The 16,969-nt window shown below is 42.3% G+C and carries 17 protein-coding genes and 1 pseudogene; 15 read left to right on the top strand and 3 right to left on the bottom strand.

The genetic code is table 11. From position 1 onward, the window contains the following. Positions 1-81: 81 nt before the first annotated feature. Positions 82-366 (bottom strand): DUF427 domain-containing protein, encoded by a 285-nt coding sequence (locus tag RM368_RS11550; protein WP_322694196.1) that lies wholly within the window; start codon positions 364-366, stop codon positions 82-84. A 556-nt stretch (positions 367-922) separates the two neighbouring features. On the opposite strand from RM368_RS11550, the gene RM368_RS11555 reads away from it, so the two are divergent. The 9 genes and pseudogenes from RM368_RS11555 to RM368_RS11595 all read left to right on the top strand — a co-directional run bounded on the left by RM368_RS11555 (position 923) and on the right by RM368_RS11595 (position 6,799). Then, positions 923-1,159: a hypothetical protein gene (locus RM368_RS11555; protein ID WP_322694197.1), complete on the top strand. Its 237-nt coding sequence runs from the start codon at positions 923-925 to the stop codon at positions 1,157-1,159. Positions 1,160-1,415: 256 nt separating this feature from the next. Next, positions 1,416-1,817: a hypothetical protein gene (locus RM368_RS11560; RefSeq protein ID WP_322694198.1), complete on the top strand. Its 402-nt coding sequence runs from the start codon at positions 1,416-1,418 to the stop codon at positions 1,815-1,817. Positions 1,818-2,059: 242 nt separating this feature from the next. Next, positions 2,060-2,260, top strand: a pseudogene (locus RM368_RS11565) (hypothetical protein); the annotation flags it as partial. Between the two features lie 96 nt (positions 2,261-2,356). Next, positions 2,357-2,572, top strand: a complete 216-nt coding sequence (locus RM368_RS11570) for a hypothetical protein (protein WP_322694199.1) — start codon at positions 2,357-2,359, stop codon at positions 2,570-2,572. 7 nt (positions 2,573-2,579) lie between these two features. After that, entirely contained in the window at positions 2,580-3,005 is a 426-nt protein-coding gene (locus RM368_RS11575) for a type II toxin-antitoxin system VapC family toxin (protein WP_322672214.1), read from the top strand. Positions 3,006-3,202: 197 nt separating this feature from the next. Continuing rightward, a complete protein-coding gene (locus RM368_RS11580) occupies positions 3,203-4,771 on the top strand; it encodes a metallophosphoesterase (RefSeq protein ID WP_322694200.1) in 1,569 nt (522 codons plus the stop codon). Positions 4,772-4,927: 156 nt separating this feature from the next. Continuing rightward, positions 4,928-5,686 (top strand): YebC/PmpR family DNA-binding transcriptional regulator, encoded by a 759-nt coding sequence (locus RM368_RS11585; protein ID WP_322694201.1) that lies wholly within the window; start codon positions 4,928-4,930, stop codon positions 5,684-5,686. A 314-nt stretch (positions 5,687-6,000) separates the two neighbouring features. Continuing rightward, a complete protein-coding gene (locus tag RM368_RS11590; protein ID WP_322694202.1) occupies positions 6,001-6,177 on the top strand; it encodes a hypothetical protein in 177 nt (58 codons plus the stop codon). Positions 6,178-6,397: 220 nt separating this feature from the next. Beyond that, the gene (locus RM368_RS11595; RefSeq protein WP_322694203.1) at positions 6,398-6,799 is read left to right on the top strand and encodes a DUF4440 domain-containing protein; all 402 of its coding nucleotides are present in this window, start codon (positions 6,398-6,400) and stop codon (positions 6,797-6,799) included. A 94-nt stretch (positions 6,800-6,893) separates the two neighbouring features. On the opposite strand, the gene RM368_RS11600 is transcribed toward RM368_RS11595, so the two are convergent. Beyond that, positions 6,894-7,205, bottom strand: a complete 312-nt coding sequence (locus RM368_RS11600) for an RNA-binding protein (protein WP_322672219.1) — start codon at positions 7,203-7,205, stop codon at positions 6,894-6,896. Between the two features lie 627 nt (positions 7,206-7,832). On the opposite strand from RM368_RS11600, the gene RM368_RS11605 reads away from it, so the two are divergent. Both RM368_RS11605 and RM368_RS11610 read left to right on the top strand, forming a co-directional pair. Then, complete coding sequence (locus RM368_RS11605; RefSeq protein ID WP_322694204.1) at positions 7,833-9,281, top strand: efflux RND transporter periplasmic adaptor subunit; 1,449 nt, start codon at positions 7,833-7,835, stop codon at positions 9,279-9,281. Between the two features lie 75 nt (positions 9,282-9,356). Next, on the top strand, positions 9,357-12,659 hold the full coding sequence (locus tag RM368_RS11610) for an efflux RND transporter permease subunit (RefSeq protein WP_322694205.1): 3,303 nt from the start codon (positions 9,357-9,359) through the stop codon (positions 12,657-12,659). Positions 12,660-12,738: 79 nt separating this feature from the next. Here RM368_RS11610 and RM368_RS11615 read toward each other — a convergent pair whose 3' ends face one another. Next, a complete protein-coding gene (locus tag RM368_RS11615) occupies positions 12,739-13,215 on the bottom strand; it encodes an NAD(P)H-quinone oxidoreductase subunit N (RefSeq protein ID WP_322694206.1) in 477 nt (158 codons plus the stop codon). Between the two features lie 998 nt (positions 13,216-14,213). Here RM368_RS11615 and rplC point away from each other — a divergent pair. The 4 genes from rplC to rplB all read left to right on the top strand — a co-directional run bounded on the left by rplC (position 14,214) and on the right by rplB (position 16,906). Continuing rightward, positions 14,214-14,846: a 50S ribosomal protein L3 gene (rplC, locus tag RM368_RS11620; protein WP_322694264.1), complete on the top strand. Its 633-nt coding sequence runs from the start codon at positions 14,214-14,216 to the stop codon at positions 14,844-14,846. Between the two features lie 96 nt (positions 14,847-14,942). Further along, on the top strand, positions 14,943-15,581 hold the full coding sequence (gene rplD / locus RM368_RS11625) for a 50S ribosomal protein L4 (protein WP_322694265.1): 639 nt from the start codon (positions 14,943-14,945) through the stop codon (positions 15,579-15,581). Next, positions 15,574-15,888: a 50S ribosomal protein L23 gene (locus tag RM368_RS11630; protein WP_069070779.1), complete on the top strand. Its 315-nt coding sequence runs from the start codon at positions 15,574-15,576 to the stop codon at positions 15,886-15,888. The genes rplD and RM368_RS11630 overlap by 8 nt, the downstream gene beginning before the upstream one ends. Before the next feature lie 154 nt (positions 15,889-16,042). Next, positions 16,043-16,906, top strand: coding sequence for a 50S ribosomal protein L2 (gene rplB, locus RM368_RS11635; protein ID WP_292864134.1), 864 nt, complete (start codon positions 16,043-16,045; stop codon positions 16,904-16,906). The last annotated feature ends 63 nt before the right edge of the window (positions 16,907-16,969 follow it).

Consider the following 16,969-nt stretch of genomic DNA (forward strand, 5'->3'; position numbering starts at 1 on the left):
GCGCGGGCTAATTATTTTATGGGCAATTAGCCAGACGTAATATTAATGTCCCTGAAACTAAAATACTTCCAGGAACCTTTATTAAGCCTCAACCTTTACACCCTTCCAGAAGGCTACATAACCTTCAATATTCTTAGCCTTCTCCTTAGCGCTGGGATAATACCAAGCAGCATCTTTGTTGACTTGCCCATCAACTTCGATACTGTAGTAACTGGCAACACCTTTCCAAGGACAAGTAGTGTGAGTGTTGCTTTCAGTAAAGTACTGTTTGTTAATGGTGTCAACAGGAAAATAATGGTTGCCTTCCACAACTACAGTATTATCACTCTCGGCTAAAGTAGCTCCATTCCAAATTGCTTTCGGCATAAATGACTTTGTAAATAAACTATACATATAACATTTTGACACTATCAGCTTATTTGTAGTGAATTTCTGGAACCGTGACGCTGCCAAAATAGTTCAGATGTCACGAAGAGGCGATGAATTACAGGATTTTCCTCTAGATATTAATTGCAATCACTTTTATTTATCAATTTGAAAATTAAAAGCATTTGCTTACATCATAAAGATTTTCTAGCATATTGCTATGGAAAGTTTATTAGCCCAAACAAAGTTATATTTCGGTTGCTAGCCTTGAGCAAAAAATATCTAAATATGTAAGCGACGCTAACCACCTTAGATAAATGCTTGTCAGCTAAAGATTTTATTTAGCATATCTTTGCATTTTTTAATTTCTGAATAAACCTACTTTGAATGTTCAATTTGTCCAATTTGGGTTAATTAAACTCACGCGTTTAAGTAATTAAAAAAATCAGCCTATCAAATGAACTGATCCTAAAAGTTTGATATTAATAAAACAGTTGACTTTATTACTAGAGAATACTGATTCCAATTGCATTTTGTTCTAATTGAGGATAACTCTATGAAATTCACCAACTCGCTAAAATCTGCACATATTATTGCCTGGATTAACTCTATGCCTAAAATCACTTGCTTTCATCAAGTCAAGAATCACAATAGTCTATCAATAAACACATCTGTCAACTCTGAAACTTCCCCTAGCTATTCTACTAATGTCAATACTAATGTCAATTATCTCAAACCTTTTGATACTGCTTCTATTGCCTATTACATAATGGGTTTTGGTAATTTTGAATGAGCTAAGTTACTTCTGTGCTTTTGAGGTGTAGCTTATATCATTTTATCAATTACATTTTTGTTTACAAAATACTTAATTTTTATCCTGTCCAATTCGCTTAAAAGCTTATTTATTAAGCCTTGAAAAAATTATCTCAGTCAAATATGTGAGTAATAAATAAACAAATATGATGAGCTAATTACCAGATATTTAAATTGCTAAAAAAGAAGAATTTATTACTTAAAAACACTAATTAATTTCTACCGAGGATAAAATAATGAAATTCACGACTTTGCTCAATTCTGCACTTATCATTGCTTTTATGGCTTTTATGCCTGGAATTGCTGGCGCTCAAACAGTTAATACTAATAATGGTGGTGGACAAATAAATACAGATGTCAACTCTAATACTTTAGATAAAAATCCTACAGATACTAAATATCTGCAACCCTTTAATATTGCCTTTCTCGCTTATCAAGGTTATTTAAAAGAACAGGGTATTCCTAGTTATGGCACTTTGTTATTCAAATACCAAACTGGATACTTGACTGGGAAAGATGTGGTTCAGGCTGCTATTAGAGCTAAGAAGTTACCAGCGGAAGTTTTGAACGATCGAGGTTATGTCAACGCAGTTGAGTTACAGATGAAATCATTTGGCGATACTAATGATTCACAATAGACAATTTAGGAGTCCTGTAATCAATTTCCACATTTCCCTATAATTTTAGACACGATAAATCGCCGTCTCTACAATCATCAGCCTTTTGTCTTGACGGTGATTTATCGTGTCTGGGATAATACTTTTGTGACTTTCTTAAATACTTTGTTTGCAGCTATTGGTCGATTTATTCCGCTTTTGAGTTGATTAGGTTTGAAAGAAAGTTGCACACAGCGTTAGAATAACTGAAAATATAAGGAAAAACTGACATCGCAGATATAGTTTGTTATCTACTGATGCCAATGGTAGCTCTACACACCCTAAAGTTAGAAGTAGCAGTTGATTTAAAGCCAGAAGTTATTGAGAAAGTAGCAAAATCTGACTCTTCTTGGTTGACAAATGGACAGTGGGGTGTAATTCAGTTGGTAGTTTGGCAATTTTTGAAAAATCGAGATAATTTGTAAAACAAGTATACGTATCTTCACTACTTATAGGGTCGTTTACTCTACCAGTATTACCATAACCAGCTTAGGATAGACTAGAAGAACTTTCTAAGGAAAATGGTAGAAAAAATCACAGCTGTGTTTAATGGCCAAGTGTTCTATCCAGCTGAACCGATCGCACTGCCAATCAATACCCGCGTGCGAATCAGTATTGAAATTTTACCGCCCAGCGAACATGAAACGGTATCATTTTTGCAAACAGCGCGATCGCTCAACCTCGAAGGGCCGCCTGATTGGTCTGCCAATATAGATAAATATTTATACAGTAAATAAACTTTTCATGCATTCTGAAGTCTTTCTTGATACATCATTTGCCATTGCCTTATCTGCACCGAGCGATCGCTTGCATGACCGAGCCTTACATCTGGCTAAAATGTTACAAGCAGCAGAAACTCGTTTGGTGACAACACAGGCGGTGATGTTGGAAATTGGCAATGCCTTATCCCAACAACCTTATCGTCAGGCGGCAATCATATTATTAAATTCTCTAGTAGCAGACTCTAAAGTAGAAATTGTCCCCCTTTCTCAAGAACTTTACGAACGCGCTTTCCAGCTATATCGCGAACAAACAGAAAAAGAATGGGGATTTGTCGATTGCGTATCTTTTATTGTTATGCAATATAGCGGCATCACTGAAGCACTGACCGCTGATGAGCATTTTCAACAAGCAGGCTTTCGAGCATTACTGCGAGAAAATTTACCTTAAAGATTGGGCATTGGGCAAAACAGTTCCGAGTTGCGAGTAAAAAAAGTGAGATTCCCATTCAGCAAGCGCTAAACCATAGCTATCTGCTAACAGCACTCATTAAGGGCATTGGTTATTCACAAATGACAAATGACAAATGACAATTAAATATTTCGTTACAATCGGTGTGTGCGTTAGGCATTCAAGAGTTATCAGCCATGAAATTGATTTCCGATCCACCGATTCCTGTGAAAATTCAAAAGATGAAGGAACGGGTGCGGTGGATGCATCCAAGTTTTGTGCAACGGGGAATTGACCAAACCAGTCTAGTTATTGACGATCGCAGGCAAGATAATCCAGAATTTTCCTTTATGGTTATCGGCGATTCTGGTACTAAATCTCATTCTCGACACCACCCCCAACGAAAAGTTGCCGAACTGATGCTGACTCACCGCGATGATTGCAGCTTTGTGTTGCATACTGGCGATGTCATCTATGTGGTGGGTTCCCAAGAATATTATTCAACAAACTTTATTGAGCCTTACCGGGAATTTCTTGTCGGTGGTGACAACCCGAACAGCATTCCTTACGATCGTATGGTGTTTAATCTGCCGTTCTTGCCAGTACTTGGTAATCATGATTACTACGATGTACCGTTGATGTACCGTTTATTTACTGGCACAACATCGTCACTGCGTCGCCTGTTCCGCTACAAAGACATTGAGATTGGTTGGCATGGATCGTATCAAGGTAATGCTTATGCACGGGCATTTATGGACTACACTCAAGCGATGTCTCCACAAGAGTTAGAACGTCATTTAGATCGGCACTACACCGCAAAGACCGACAAAGGGCGCTGTTTGCGTTATGAACCCGGACAGTTTACCCGTTTACCCAATCGCTATTACACTTTTTGTTACGGCGGGATTGACTTTTTTGCACTGGATTCTAATACCTTTAATACACCATCACCATTACCTGCAACTCAAGAGGGAGAAATTTCCCGTCGGGAATTACAAAAGCGTCGCCAGGAAATAGATCGAGAAGAATTGGAGATTTTGGGAATATGCGATCGCCTCAACCCAGATAAACCCACGGAAGCGGAACAACTCGATGACCTTAGTGCCAAATTAGACCAAATCAACGAAATCAAAATCGATATTGAAAAACAACTAGCATCTCATCAAATGCCTGCGATCGATTTTGAACAACTTGAATGGTTGCGAAGCAGACTAATCGAATCTTGGAATAACTCACAGGTGCGCGGACGTGTAATCTTTTTCCACCATCCTCCCTACGTCACAGAAGCTACCAAGTGGAATCAGGCACAAACCTTGGCGGTTCGTCACCGTTTGCGCTGGGTCTTTGAACAAGTAGCAGAAACTCTTGGTACTCTAATTAAAGAACGTCCCATAGTCGATTTGATTTTAAACGGTCACGCTCACTGTTTGGAGCATCTTTGCACAACTGACACCGGATTTGCAGACTCGCATATTAACTGTATTATCTCTGGTGGAAGCGGTCATCGTCCCCGCTATCAACGGCGAGAAGGGACTGAATTAATGGAAACTTTTGCTGAGATTGCAGGTAAACCCACTCGGAAAGTTGCGGATTCAACGTTATTTGTGGGCCGTCATAACTACAATTTCCAGAACCGACTGCCTTATTCATGTGTGCGGATTGATGTTCAAGATGGTAGCCCGCCCAAGTTTATCATCAGACCGTTGATTACTGAACGGTTTGAACAAGAGTGGCATAACACGGAACTGGAACCTTTTGCGATCTAAACGGGATGCGAAGTAATTGAACTACACATTCCTCATCTCACTTGAAAATCAAATCTCAGCGCTGCATCTTAGCGAACTTTTACCAAATGCACCTTTGCATTCAGATAAAAGCTAGGTATATCCTAATCTTGAATAGAGTTACGATCGTCGCAAATTATGGCAGGACATAGTAAATGGGCAAATATTAAGCGCCAGAAAGCGTTAGTAGATGCAAAAAAGGGAAAAACCTTCACTCAGTTATCCAGGGCGATTATCGTTGCGGCTAGAAGCGGCGTCCCAGATCCGGCGCTGAATTTTCAACTCCGAACAGCAGTTGACAAGGCTAAGGCTGCAAGTATTCCCAATGATAATATTGAACGAGCGATCGCTAAAGGTGCAGGCACTTTTGGCGGCGATAGTGCTACTTTTGAAGCGATTCGCTACGAAGGTTATGGCCCTTGTGGTGTAGCGATTTTAATCGAAGCCCTCACAGATAATCGCAATCGCACTGCTGCTGACTTGCGTGTAGCTTTTAGTAAAAATGGTGGCAATCTTGGTGAAACAGGTTGCGTTAGCTGGATGTTTGAACAAAAAGGCGTTTGTGTTGTGCAGGGTGTACTTGACGAAGAACAGCTTTTAGAAGCATCACTCGAAGGCAGTGCCCAGTCTTATGAGATGACTGAAGATGAGATGGCTGAGGTTTTTACTGATATTGGAAATTTAGAAACCCTTAGTCAGACACTCAAAAATCAAGGCTTTAAAGTAACTGATGCCGAATTGCGCTGGATTCCTAGTAATAGTGTAGAAGTTACCGATCCCGATCGGGCGCGATCGCTTTTCAAGTTAATTGATACTCTAGAAGGCTTGGATGACGTGCAAAATGTCACAGCTAACTTTGAAATATCAGAAGAATTGATGTCTATTACCATTTCTTAATCAAAATTAACCCAAGTATCATAACTAAATTACAGCTATTTGGATGATGTCCAGATTGTTACATTTAAGATTGAAATACCAGCAAGTATTTTTTAGCTAAGTATTCCACGTCAGCCCATAGGATTCAATTAAGCTTTTTTGAAGAAAATTCTAGCTTGTAGAGACGGCGATTCATCGCGTCTCTTGCCTTAACCGAGTAAATCCTATATTTGACGAATCTAAAAATAGACATGAAAGATTCATATCAATTACAAACTTATGACATACCTCTATCAGATAGTTAAATTGTTGATTACCTAATGAGGATTTTTCAAGTGAATAAGTTCGCTAAAGCTTTACTTTTGGCTCTAATTTTGGCTGCACCTGTAACCGCTTTTGCATCTCAAGCTCAAGCTAAAACTATCCATCATCCTAGCGTAAAATCTGCTAAAGTTCATCACATTAAACATCACAGACATCATGCTAAAAAACTAGTTCATAAACACTTATAAATAGTTACTATTAGTCGTAAAAGTTTCTAGTAGTTCTGTAATCAAGTTTAGTGTTGGTTTCTCTGAAAAGATAACTGTATTATTTAACCCCGCTGGAATCCCTACCAATCAGCGGGTTTTTTTTATTAACTTGCTCAAGGGTACGATCGGATAAAAATCAAAGTTCAAAGCGATCGCCTAATCCTATCTGCTACCATTCAATTTAGTCTTCAAAACATATATGAAAGCAGACTATTTAGAAGAATCACTTTTTCGTGAGTTGGAGGAGCGTTTGCTTCAACCCAATGTCCGAAAGTCAGCGATAGATATCATAGATTTACTTGCTGACGAGTTCATTGAATTCGGAAGTTCAGGGCGTGTTTTTAATAAACAGCAAATTATCGAGAGCTTGCAGAATGAATCCATCCAACCTCTGACTCAAAGATTGATAACAGAATTCAAAATATTAGTTTTAGCAACAGGGGTTGTTTTAGTAACTTATCGTATAGTCAGACATATATCTGGGAAACAACCTGTTCATTCGTTGCGAAGTTCCATCTGGAAATTAAACAACGATCGATGGAAAATGATCTTTCATCAAGGCACTTTAGTTAGAGAATCATCAGTCCAGTATAATGAGTAATTGGCCAAAATTATTTAGAATCAAAGAGAATCAAAGTTTTGCATAAAAAAAGCTCAAGCATTCCTGCCTGAGCCTTTTCTAAATTCAATTAACCTTAGTAGCGGTTGTTGCTACGGTTGTAGCCGCCGCCACCACGGTTCCCAAAGGAACCACCACTTCTGTCTTCTTTGGGCTTGGCTTTATTTACTTTGAGGTCGCGACCAAGCCATTCAGCACCATCAAGAGCTTCAATAGCTTTCGCTTCTTCATCTTCTGAACTCATTTCCACAAAAGCAAAGCCGCGTAAACGACCTGTTTCACGGTCAGTGGGTAGTTGAACGCGCTTTACAGCACCATATTCTGCAAATACAGCACTCAGCGCATCTTGTGTAACATCATAGGAGAGGTTACCAACGTAAATTGACATCAAATGTCTCCAAAATCATAAGTTTGTAGAGATTTAGATTTCGGAGAGAAGTCTGTAATACCAAAAGGAAAAAGCCTGTCAATACTAAAAACAAACACTGTCGCCGAATTAATTCTCATTTCACTTGTCATGATGACATAGCAACCAACTTTCTGGGTAAAAGTTTGAAAAACTGTTATAAAAAGTTATATAAGCGGTTAATAGCTAGATGCTGGCTATTCTAAAAACGGGTGAGGCTAACTGAACCGCACCCACGAAATTGCTACATTAAATCTAGGGCGTGTCAGCCTAAGTCTAGTTACTTAATACTGCTCAGATTAGAAGTAGGGGTGTGAAAGTCTCGTATCTTCAGTAAATACAAGTCTTCTACTAAGGGCAGATTGCAAGAAATTTAAAAATATTTATACTAAGTTAAGCATTGCATCGTCAGCTAAAAAGCGGACGACTCAATTTAATGAGTTAAAGTGGTGAGAAATTTTTTCAAATAAAAAGTAATTTTTGATACAAAATTCTGCAAGAAGATAGCCAATTGACTCTCGCCGCTTTTCACTATTCATAATGTCTCAAAATTACTTGGTAATGCACGGCTGTTTAACCCAAAAAGCTCACCAAATACGCGAAAAATAAATGATTTTGGACAGAAATAAGCCGCACAAGCAGGCGAAAATCTCACCTTTGGCAGCCGCTAACCAGGTAATTAATACCCAGTTAAATTCAGTTATGAAGACTGATGTGGCTGTTGCAGATGTAAAAAATAGTTTTGACACAAAGGTGTCTTTTCCTTTTGCATCCAAATTATTGATTCCCTGTCTGCTGGGCATAGGACTGCTGACAGCGAATTGTGGAGCGCTACCCAAGGAAGAAGCGGCTGACGCACAATCTCAGAGTCCTGGTAGCGGACAACGTGGTGGTGCAACGGCTGTAGATGCGGCGATCGCTCGAACTGATACGCTACAAACACAACCAGAATACACAGGTAATACAACACCCTTCCGAATTGTGTCATTGCGATCGCAAGTAGAAGCTCGGTTGTTGGCTTTAAACCTTGATGTCGGCGATGCAGTCAAGCTTGGGCAAAACGTCGGGCGGTTAGATGATGCCATACTTTCGACCGAATTAAAGCAAGCAGAAGCAGAGCTAGCGGCCCTTAAATCAGAAGTAGCCAGGGCCACCAATCAGGTAAGCAATGCTCGTGCAGACGTTGAACGGGCGCGCCTAGAAGTAGTACAAGCTCAAGCAGACTCAGAGCGGCAGCAGAGGTTGTTCAAAGCTGGAGCGATCGCTGAACAAACTGCCCAGCAAGCACGTACCCAGGCACAAACAGCCGCCCAGGCACTCCGGGCAGCCCAAGAACAAGTTCGGACAGAACAGCAAGCCGTTGCTGCCGCCCAAGGTAGAGTACTTGCTCAACAGGCATTGGTTGCCCAAACCAAAGAGCGCAGGTCTTATACTCGGCTGGTATCTCCGATCGCTGGCGTAGTCACAGAAAAGGTGACAGAACCAGGCAACCTGCTGCAAGCAGGTAACGAAGTCTTAAAAATTGGCGACTTTAGCCGTGTCAAAGTCGTCGTCCAAGTTTCGGAATTAGAACTGGCACAAATTCAAGTTGGGCAATCTGTACAAGTCCGTTTAGATGCCTTCCCCAAAGAAACATTAATTGGCAGAGTTACCCGCATTTCCCCTGCTGCCGACGCTACAGCTCGCTTGATACCTGTAGAAGTAGTGATTCCCAACACTCAAGGTAAGATTGGTAGCGGATTACTGGCGCGAGTCAACTTTCAAAACCAGACTCAACAGCGGGTAGTAGTACCGCAAACAGCGATTCAAAAACAAGCAGGGGCAGCAAAGGCAGCACAGAAAGAGCAAGAAAACTCGTCGGGGACGCTATTTGTGGTGAAAGACACAGATGGTAAGACGAAAGTAGCGACGCGTGCAGTTACTTTAGGAAAAAGGGCTGATGGCAGAGTGGAAATTTTATCCGGTTTGCAAGCAGGAGAGCGCTATGTTGTTCGTAGTGGTAAGCCGTTAAAAGAAGGTGACACTGTAAGTCTTTCAATTCTTTCAGAAAAGCAATAGTAGGGTGGAGAGTAACCACCATATTAATGAAAAAAGTACTCAGTAGTCAGCACTTAGCACTTATCACTTAGTATCATGCAGCAGGCAAATAATAATAGTGGCAATAGCGGATTTAGCCTGAGTGCGATCGCTATCCGCCAACACATTGGCACACTCATGCTCACCGTGGCAGTAATTGTCATTGGGGTATTTTTTCTCACAACGATCCAAGTCGATCTCCTACCATCAATTACCTATCCTCGAATTGGGGTGCGGCTAGAAGCCCCCGGTATTTCGCCAGAAGTAGCAGTAGATGAAATCACCAGACCCTTAGAAGAGGCTTTAAGGGCAACTGAGAATGTAGTGCAAGTTTTTTCCCGCACCCGTGAAGGACAAGTCAGCCTCGATTTATACTTCCAACCAGGGGGCGATATTGACCAAGCTCTAAACGATGCAACTGCTGCTTTTAACCGAAATCGAGGACAACTACCAGATACGATAGAGGAGCCGCGCTTATTCAAAGTCGATCCTTCTCAATTGCCGGTTTATGAATTGGCGCTGACATCTGCCTCGTTACCAGGGAAAGATTTACGCGTATTTGCTGATGAAGAGTTAACGCGTGAACTCAGTGTAGTACCAGGAGTCGCTTCTGTTGACGTATCCGGCGGTGCAGAAGAAGAAGTACGAGTGCTTGTTGACTTAAACCGATTGCAAGCTTTGGGTGTCGGGTTAAATGATGTCTTAGATGAATTAACAGCCCGTAACCAAGATACTTCTGGCGGTCGGATTCTGGGGCAAAATTCTGAGCCATTGACTCGGACTGTCGGACGCTTCCAAAATGCTAAGGAAATTGAAAACCTTTCCTTGGAAGTTTCTTCCCCTGCCTCCCCTGCTTCTTCTGCTTCCCCTGCTTCCCCTGCTTCCCCTACACCTTCCCGCCGCGTCTACTTGCGAGACTTTGCAGAGGTAATTGATGATACAGAAGAACAGCGAGTATTTGTTTACCTCAACCGTCAGCCTGCGGTGAAATTTTCAGTCCAAAAGCAGCCAGAGGCCAACACGATCGCAGTTGTAGATGCTGTTAAGCGGCGAATCGAACAATTACGGCAATCAGGTTTAATTCCAGCAGACATGACTTTGAGTCCCACCACAGATGAATCTGTCTTCATCCGCAATTCTTTAAATGATGTGATCTTTTCGGGGATTTCTGGGGCATTGCTAGCAGCAGCAGCAGTATTGTTATTTTTGGGATCGTTCAGGCAAACATTTATTATCAGTTTGACGATTCCACTGTGTACTCTAGCAGCGATCGCTTTAATGAAAATCTTTGGTTTAACCTTGAATGTATTCAGTTTGGCAGGTCTGACATTAGGAGTCGGTCAAGCAATTGATACATCGGTTGTGATCTTAGAGAACATTTCCGAAAAAGCGGGGATGACTCCCAATCAGAGGGAGATGCAGGCAGGGGAGCGGGGGAGCAGAGGAGCAGAGGAGAAGGGGAGAAATTCCAAATTCTTTATAGACAGTGCGACTACTGCTTCCCAAGAAGTAGAATCTGCTTTAGTTGCTGCTACGGGTGCCAACTTAGTTTCTGTAGTGCCATTCCTCTTAATTGGCGGCTTTATTGCACTGCTATTTAATGAACTGATTCTGACAATTAGCTTCGCAGTCGCAGCATCTCTTGTGGTTGCGATTACAGTAGTGCCGATGCTGTCTTCTCGACTTTTGGGAATCCGCTGGTCTAGTCGGATTAGTGAATTTTGGCTGCTTAGACAGTTTAATCACCGATTTGAAGATGCGACGCGGGGATACGGTAACTTCTTAACCAAGGTCTTACGCTATCGCTTTTTCGTAGTAACTGCTGCTTTGGTAATTTTAGGCGGCAGTAGCTTCTTCATGTTTGGTCAAATTCCCCAAGAAATTTTACCCCGCATCAGTACCGGACAAGCTACCTTGAGAGCGCAGTTTCCTCCCGGTACACCTTTAGCAACTTCTGAAAAAGTTATGCAAATTGTCGATGACATTTTGCTCAAACAACCGGAAACCGAGTCTGCTTTCACAACTGTGGGTGGTAATTTATTTGGCAGCAGTACTACAGAAAATCCTTTACGTGCCAGTAGCACTATCAATTTAAAACCAGGCACAGATGTTGAAGCCTTCGTCAAAAAAGTAACTCAAGAATTTAACAAACTCAACTTAGCAGGAATTCTGCTGCGCCTCAATCCTGGTCAAGTGCGGGGTTTAATCTTGAGTAATTCTCCAGTGCAAGGGTCAGAAGTTGACGTGATTCTGCAAGGTGAGAACGAAGAAAACTTAACCCAAGCAGGCGCTCAAGTGCTGCAAGCATTACAAGAAAGAGCAAAATTAGCAACATTCCGACCAGATGCCGACCCCCGACAACCGGAAATCCAAATTCGCCCCGACTGGGAAAGGGTTTCAGCTTTAGGGTTGAGCGCCGGACAAATTGGTGCAACAGTTCAAACAGCAATTGAAGGTTCAGTTCCCACGCAAATTCAACGCGGTAATCGTTTGGTTGATGTGCGGGTGCAGCTAAATAAAGAAGCGATTCAACGTCCTTCCCAGCTAGAACAATTACCGCTATTTACAGAAAACAATCAACTAATTCGCCTTTTTGATGTTGCGAAGATTCAAGAAGGTCAAGCGCCTGGTGAGGTGCAACGGATTAATCAGCGCCAAGCTTTTATTGTCGCAGGAAATCTCAGTGAAGGAGCTAGTCTTGGTGAAGCAATCGCAGAAGTCAATCAGGTACTCAAGGATGTAGACTTACCTGATGGTGTTTCAATTGTGCCTAGTTCTGCCCAAGAAACTAATCAACAACTTCAGGATGCTTTAAAAACTTTGGGGGCGTTGGCGACGTTCTTAATCTTTGTCGTTATGGCGGTACAATACAATTCGCTAATTGACCCATTGGTAATTATGTTCACCGTACCACTGGCGTTAGCTGGCGGAATTTTTGGACTTTACATTACCCAAACTGCAATTGGCGCAACTGTAATTGTTGGTGTCGTCCTGCTGGTGGGAATTGTGGTGAATGCAGGGATTCTAATGGTGGAACTGGCGAATCAAATTCGAGAAGAAGTTGGTTGTACTCGCCAAATTGCGATCGTGAAAGCTGCTCCTCAACGTTTGCGCCCAATTATCATGACTACAGTCACTACTATTTTGGGACTGTTTCCTTTGGCATTGGGCATTGGTGAAGGTTCTGAATTTTTGCAGCCTTTAGGAATTGTAGTTTTCTTTGGGATGGCGATCGCAACAATGCTGACATTATTTATCATCCCCTGTTTTTATATTCTGCTGCACGATTTGCTAGGTGGAAATTGGGCAAAGCCAGTGTTAATCCGATTGCGTGGAGTGACGAAAAAACTTATTAGCTAACGATCGTTGCTGATTGAATTGAGTCATTAGTCATTAGTTATGAGCAAATGACTAATGACTAATGACTAATGACAAAGGACTAACTAGCTAACAGAGTTTTTTCTAGAGAAGTCCAACGGAAAGAGCGATCGCCACCCCTCTCAATGATTATTCTCACTCGTGGTTCTAGTTGAGGCAAATTCGTCAAATACTCAAGTTCTTCATTTGAAAGAATATGCCCTTCAATAATCCACAAGACCAGCCCCTTAGACTTTGGTGGTAGCTGTTCTAGATGAGAATTGAGAATTGGGGGTAAATAGTACACATGACCCACTGCGGCACCGCTACCAGTGCTTTTTTTTCCAAGATGAGGAGGTCTGACTCCATGAATTCTTGTGAGATACGCAGCTAAATCACCCAGTCCTTTAGCAGTAATGTGGAGGGTAGTATAGCCAGCTGCCCGTAGTCGGCGCTGATATCGACCTTCATAACCTCCTTCCAGAGGTACATACACTCCTAAAGCGCCAAACTTTTCCAGATCGCGGATTAAACCATTGCCAGTGGTAATTAGTGCCATAGATTTTCGTCTTATCCCACTTAGATATTTCTATTATTTACCCTGAACTGATAGATTAAAAGCATTTTTTTGGGCATTGAAAAGAGGCAGAGGGCCAGAGGACAGGGAGCAGAGGGGAAAGAGCAGGCAGAAGGCAGAGTTCTAAAATGTTTGAATTTTGAATTGATTTCTCCCCTTGTTCCCTGCCCCCTACTCCCTAAAAATAACTCTATAAATTACTGGACAAACATAAATAAATAATTTATATTATTAGATTGTGACCAAAAATGCAAATTAGGTTAACTTTTTACTGTCATTCTGAGGTAGTGCTAGCATCAAAAGCTAATGACTTAATCCAAATTGGATAATCTATGCTCAGAGCGATCGTAGACTGGTAAACTAAGAAAGCTTTCAGGTCAACATTAGAGCTTATGGAAGAATAACTAAAGTTAATCCTAAGCTCCAAGGTACGTTTACTCCTGTGCCTCAAAAAAAAGCAGGCAAAAGCTTAAACAATAGTTTAAGGTGTTTAAGGAAGTAAAAACTGAGCAGCAATGTTGGTTTCATGGCATTACGTCAGTCTCAGTTAACGGATACTGGGCGGTAATAACCGCTTAAGTCCAACTGCAACACGGCAGTAGCCAATCTCCAAGAAGCCGCCTTCGGGCGCGTACAAATCGGAAAACCTGCCGACAGCGCTGCCTCCAGAAAGTGCCAGAGCAATTGCTTGGACGAAAGCATTGCTGCACGCAGCTTAAAGCTGTAGCGCCTTGCATTGATTCCAGAAGTTACTCCTTCCCAAGAGAAGAGACTTGTGGCTGTTCTAGCGATCTAGTGAGTGAAGCTAAACAGATTCACCAAGCAGTAAGGACACGGTTTGTTGTGTCCAAAAGCATTTGGAACGGTTTATTGAAACCATTCCAAATTTCGCAGGCTAACTCAGCCTAAACTGATGCGTACAAAGCGTGTCCTCTAGAGTCCAATTCCAAGGTCAGCAAGTAGAAGGAGAACCAGTTACTGTGTCTGTAGGTATTCTCGGCACCAAGCTGGGCATGACCCAAATATTTGACGAAGCAGGAGTGTCTATTCCTGTAACTGTCATTCAAGCAGGGCCATGCACCGTTACACAAGTTAAAACGAAAGAAACCGACGGTTACTTTGCCATTCAAGTTGGTTATGGCGAAGTCAAACCCAAGGCACTAAACAGACCATTATTGGGTCATTTGGCTAAATCATCTGCCCCAGCATTGCGTCACTTAAATGAATATCACACCGATAGCTCTAGTGATTATGCTTTAGGTCAAGAGATTAAAGCAGATATTTTTAGCGCAGGTCAAATTGTCGATGTCGTCGGTACAAGCATTGGTCGCGGCTTTGCGGGAAACCAAAAGCGCAACAACTTTGCTCGTGGGCCCATGTCACACGGTTCCAAAAATCATAGAGCACCCGGTTCAATTGGTGCTGGTACAACACCCGGTCGTGTCTATCCAGGTAAGCGGATGGCAGGTCGTTTAGGTGGAAAACGTATTACAATCCGCAAACTGACCATAGTGCGAGTCGATCCAGAACGCAACTTATTGCTAATTAAAGGAGCCATTCCTGGTAAACCAGGCGCTCTAGTAAGTGTTGTGCCGGCAAAAATAGTGGGATAGTCAAAAGTCATTAGTCAGTAGTCATTAGTCAAAAGTCATTGGCTAAGGACAAAAGACAAATGCCAAATGACAAATGACAAAGGACAAATAACAAAAATGGTTGAAAGCGTAGTTAAAAATTGGCAAGGAGAACAGGTCGGCGAGACGACCTTCGAGTTGCGCACTGCCAAAGAAGAAACAGCGTCTCATATTGTACACCGCGCCTTAGTACGGCAATTGACCAATGCTCGTCAAGGAAATGCCAGCACAAAAACTCGTGCAGAAGTCAGGGGTGGCGGTCGTAAACCTTGGCGGCAAAAAGGTACAGGTCGCGCTCGTGCAGGGTCTATTCGTTCGCCATTGTGGCGTGGTGGTGGTGTAATCTTTGGGCCAAAGCCCAGAGACTTCGACCTGAAATTGAACCGCAAAGAGCGGCGTTTAGCACTGCGGACAGCATTTGTCGGTCGCATTGACGACTTGATCGTAGTAGAAGAATTTAGCACCGAGCTATCTCGCCCCAAAACTAAAGAATTAGTAGCAGCGCTTGCCCGTTGGGGAGTAGTACCAGAAAGCAAGGCACTGTTAATTTTGTCTGAAATTGCGGATACAGATAACGTTTATTTATCAGCCCGCAACATTGAAAATTTAAAACTAATTGCAGCCAACCAGCTAAATGTTTTTGATTTACTGCACGCTGACAAAATTGTAGTTACGGCATCAGCCCTAGAAAAAATTCAGGAGGTCTACAGTGCCTAGCTTTGACCCCCGCGACCTTGCCGACTTAGTACGTCGTCCAATCGTCACCGAGAAAGCGACCATCTTAATGGAGCAAAACAAGTACACCTTTGAAGTAATTCCAAAGGCATCTAAGCCAGAAATCAAGGCTGCGATCGAAGACTTGTTTCAGGTGAAGGTTGTAAAAGTCAACACCACTCTACCACCGCGCAAAAAGCGGCGCGTTGGTAAATTTATTGGTTATAAACCCCAATATAAGCGAGCGATCGTCACTGTCGCACCTGGGGATGAAGACAAGATTAGACAAGTTCTATTCCCAGAAGTCTAAAAATTTTAGATTTTAGATTTTAGATTTTAGATTGAGGAGTTTACTGAATAAGTACCGAAAATGGTGGCAATTAGTTAAACACTCATTAGATTCAAAATCCAAAGTTCAAAATCCAAAATTAAGTAAATCCAAAATCCAAAATCCAAAATAGATTATGGGTACTCGTTCTTATCGCCCTTATACCCCCAGCACTCGCCAAGTTACAATCTCTGACTTTGCGGAAATTACCAGAAGCGAACCAGAAAAATCCTTAACTACCTCGAAGCATCGCGCCAAAGGTCGGAACAATCACGGGCGGATTACTAGCCGTCGTCGGGGTGGCGGACACAAACAGCTTTATCGGATCATCGATTTTAAAAGGGATAAACATAATATTCCGGCAAAAGTCGCAGCAATTGAATACGATCCTAACCGTAACGCCAGAATTGCCCTTTTGTATTACCAAGACGGCGAAAAACGGTACATCCTTCACCCCAACGGGTTGAAAGTTGGAACAATAATTATTTCTGGGCCTGAAGCTCCCTTTGAAGATGGTAATGCCTTACCTCTCTCGAAGATTCCCTTGGGTACTAGTGTTCACAACGTAGAATTCACTCCTGGTAAAGGTGGTCAAATTGTCCGTGCTGCTGGTGCTAGCGCCCAAGTCGTGGCAAAAGAAGGTAATTATGTAACTCTCAAGTTACCTTCAGGAGAAGTCCGCTTGATTCGACGCGAGTGCTACGCCACCATTGGGCAAGTAGGCAACACCGACGCGAGAAACCTGAGTGCAGGTAAAGCCGGACGAAATCGCTGGAAAGGTCGCCGTCCTAAGGTTAGAGGTAGCGTCATGAACCCAGTGGATCACCCACATGGTGGTGGTGAAGGTAGAGCGCCTATCGGGAGATCGGGGCCTGTTACACCTTGGGGTAAACCTACATTGGGTGCGAAGACACGCAATCGCAAGAAACTTAGCAGCAAGTTGATTGTACGTCGTCGTCGTAAGTCTTCTAAACGCGGTCGCGGTGGTCGTGAATCTTAAAGAGTTAGAAGTTATGAGTTATGAGTTATGAGTTGAATCTAACTTATTAACTCTCACTCCTAA

It is taken from the genome of Nostoc sp. DedSLP03 (assembly GCF_034530815.1).
GTDB lineage: Bacteria > Cyanobacteriota > Cyanobacteriia > Cyanobacteriales > Nostocaceae > Nostoc.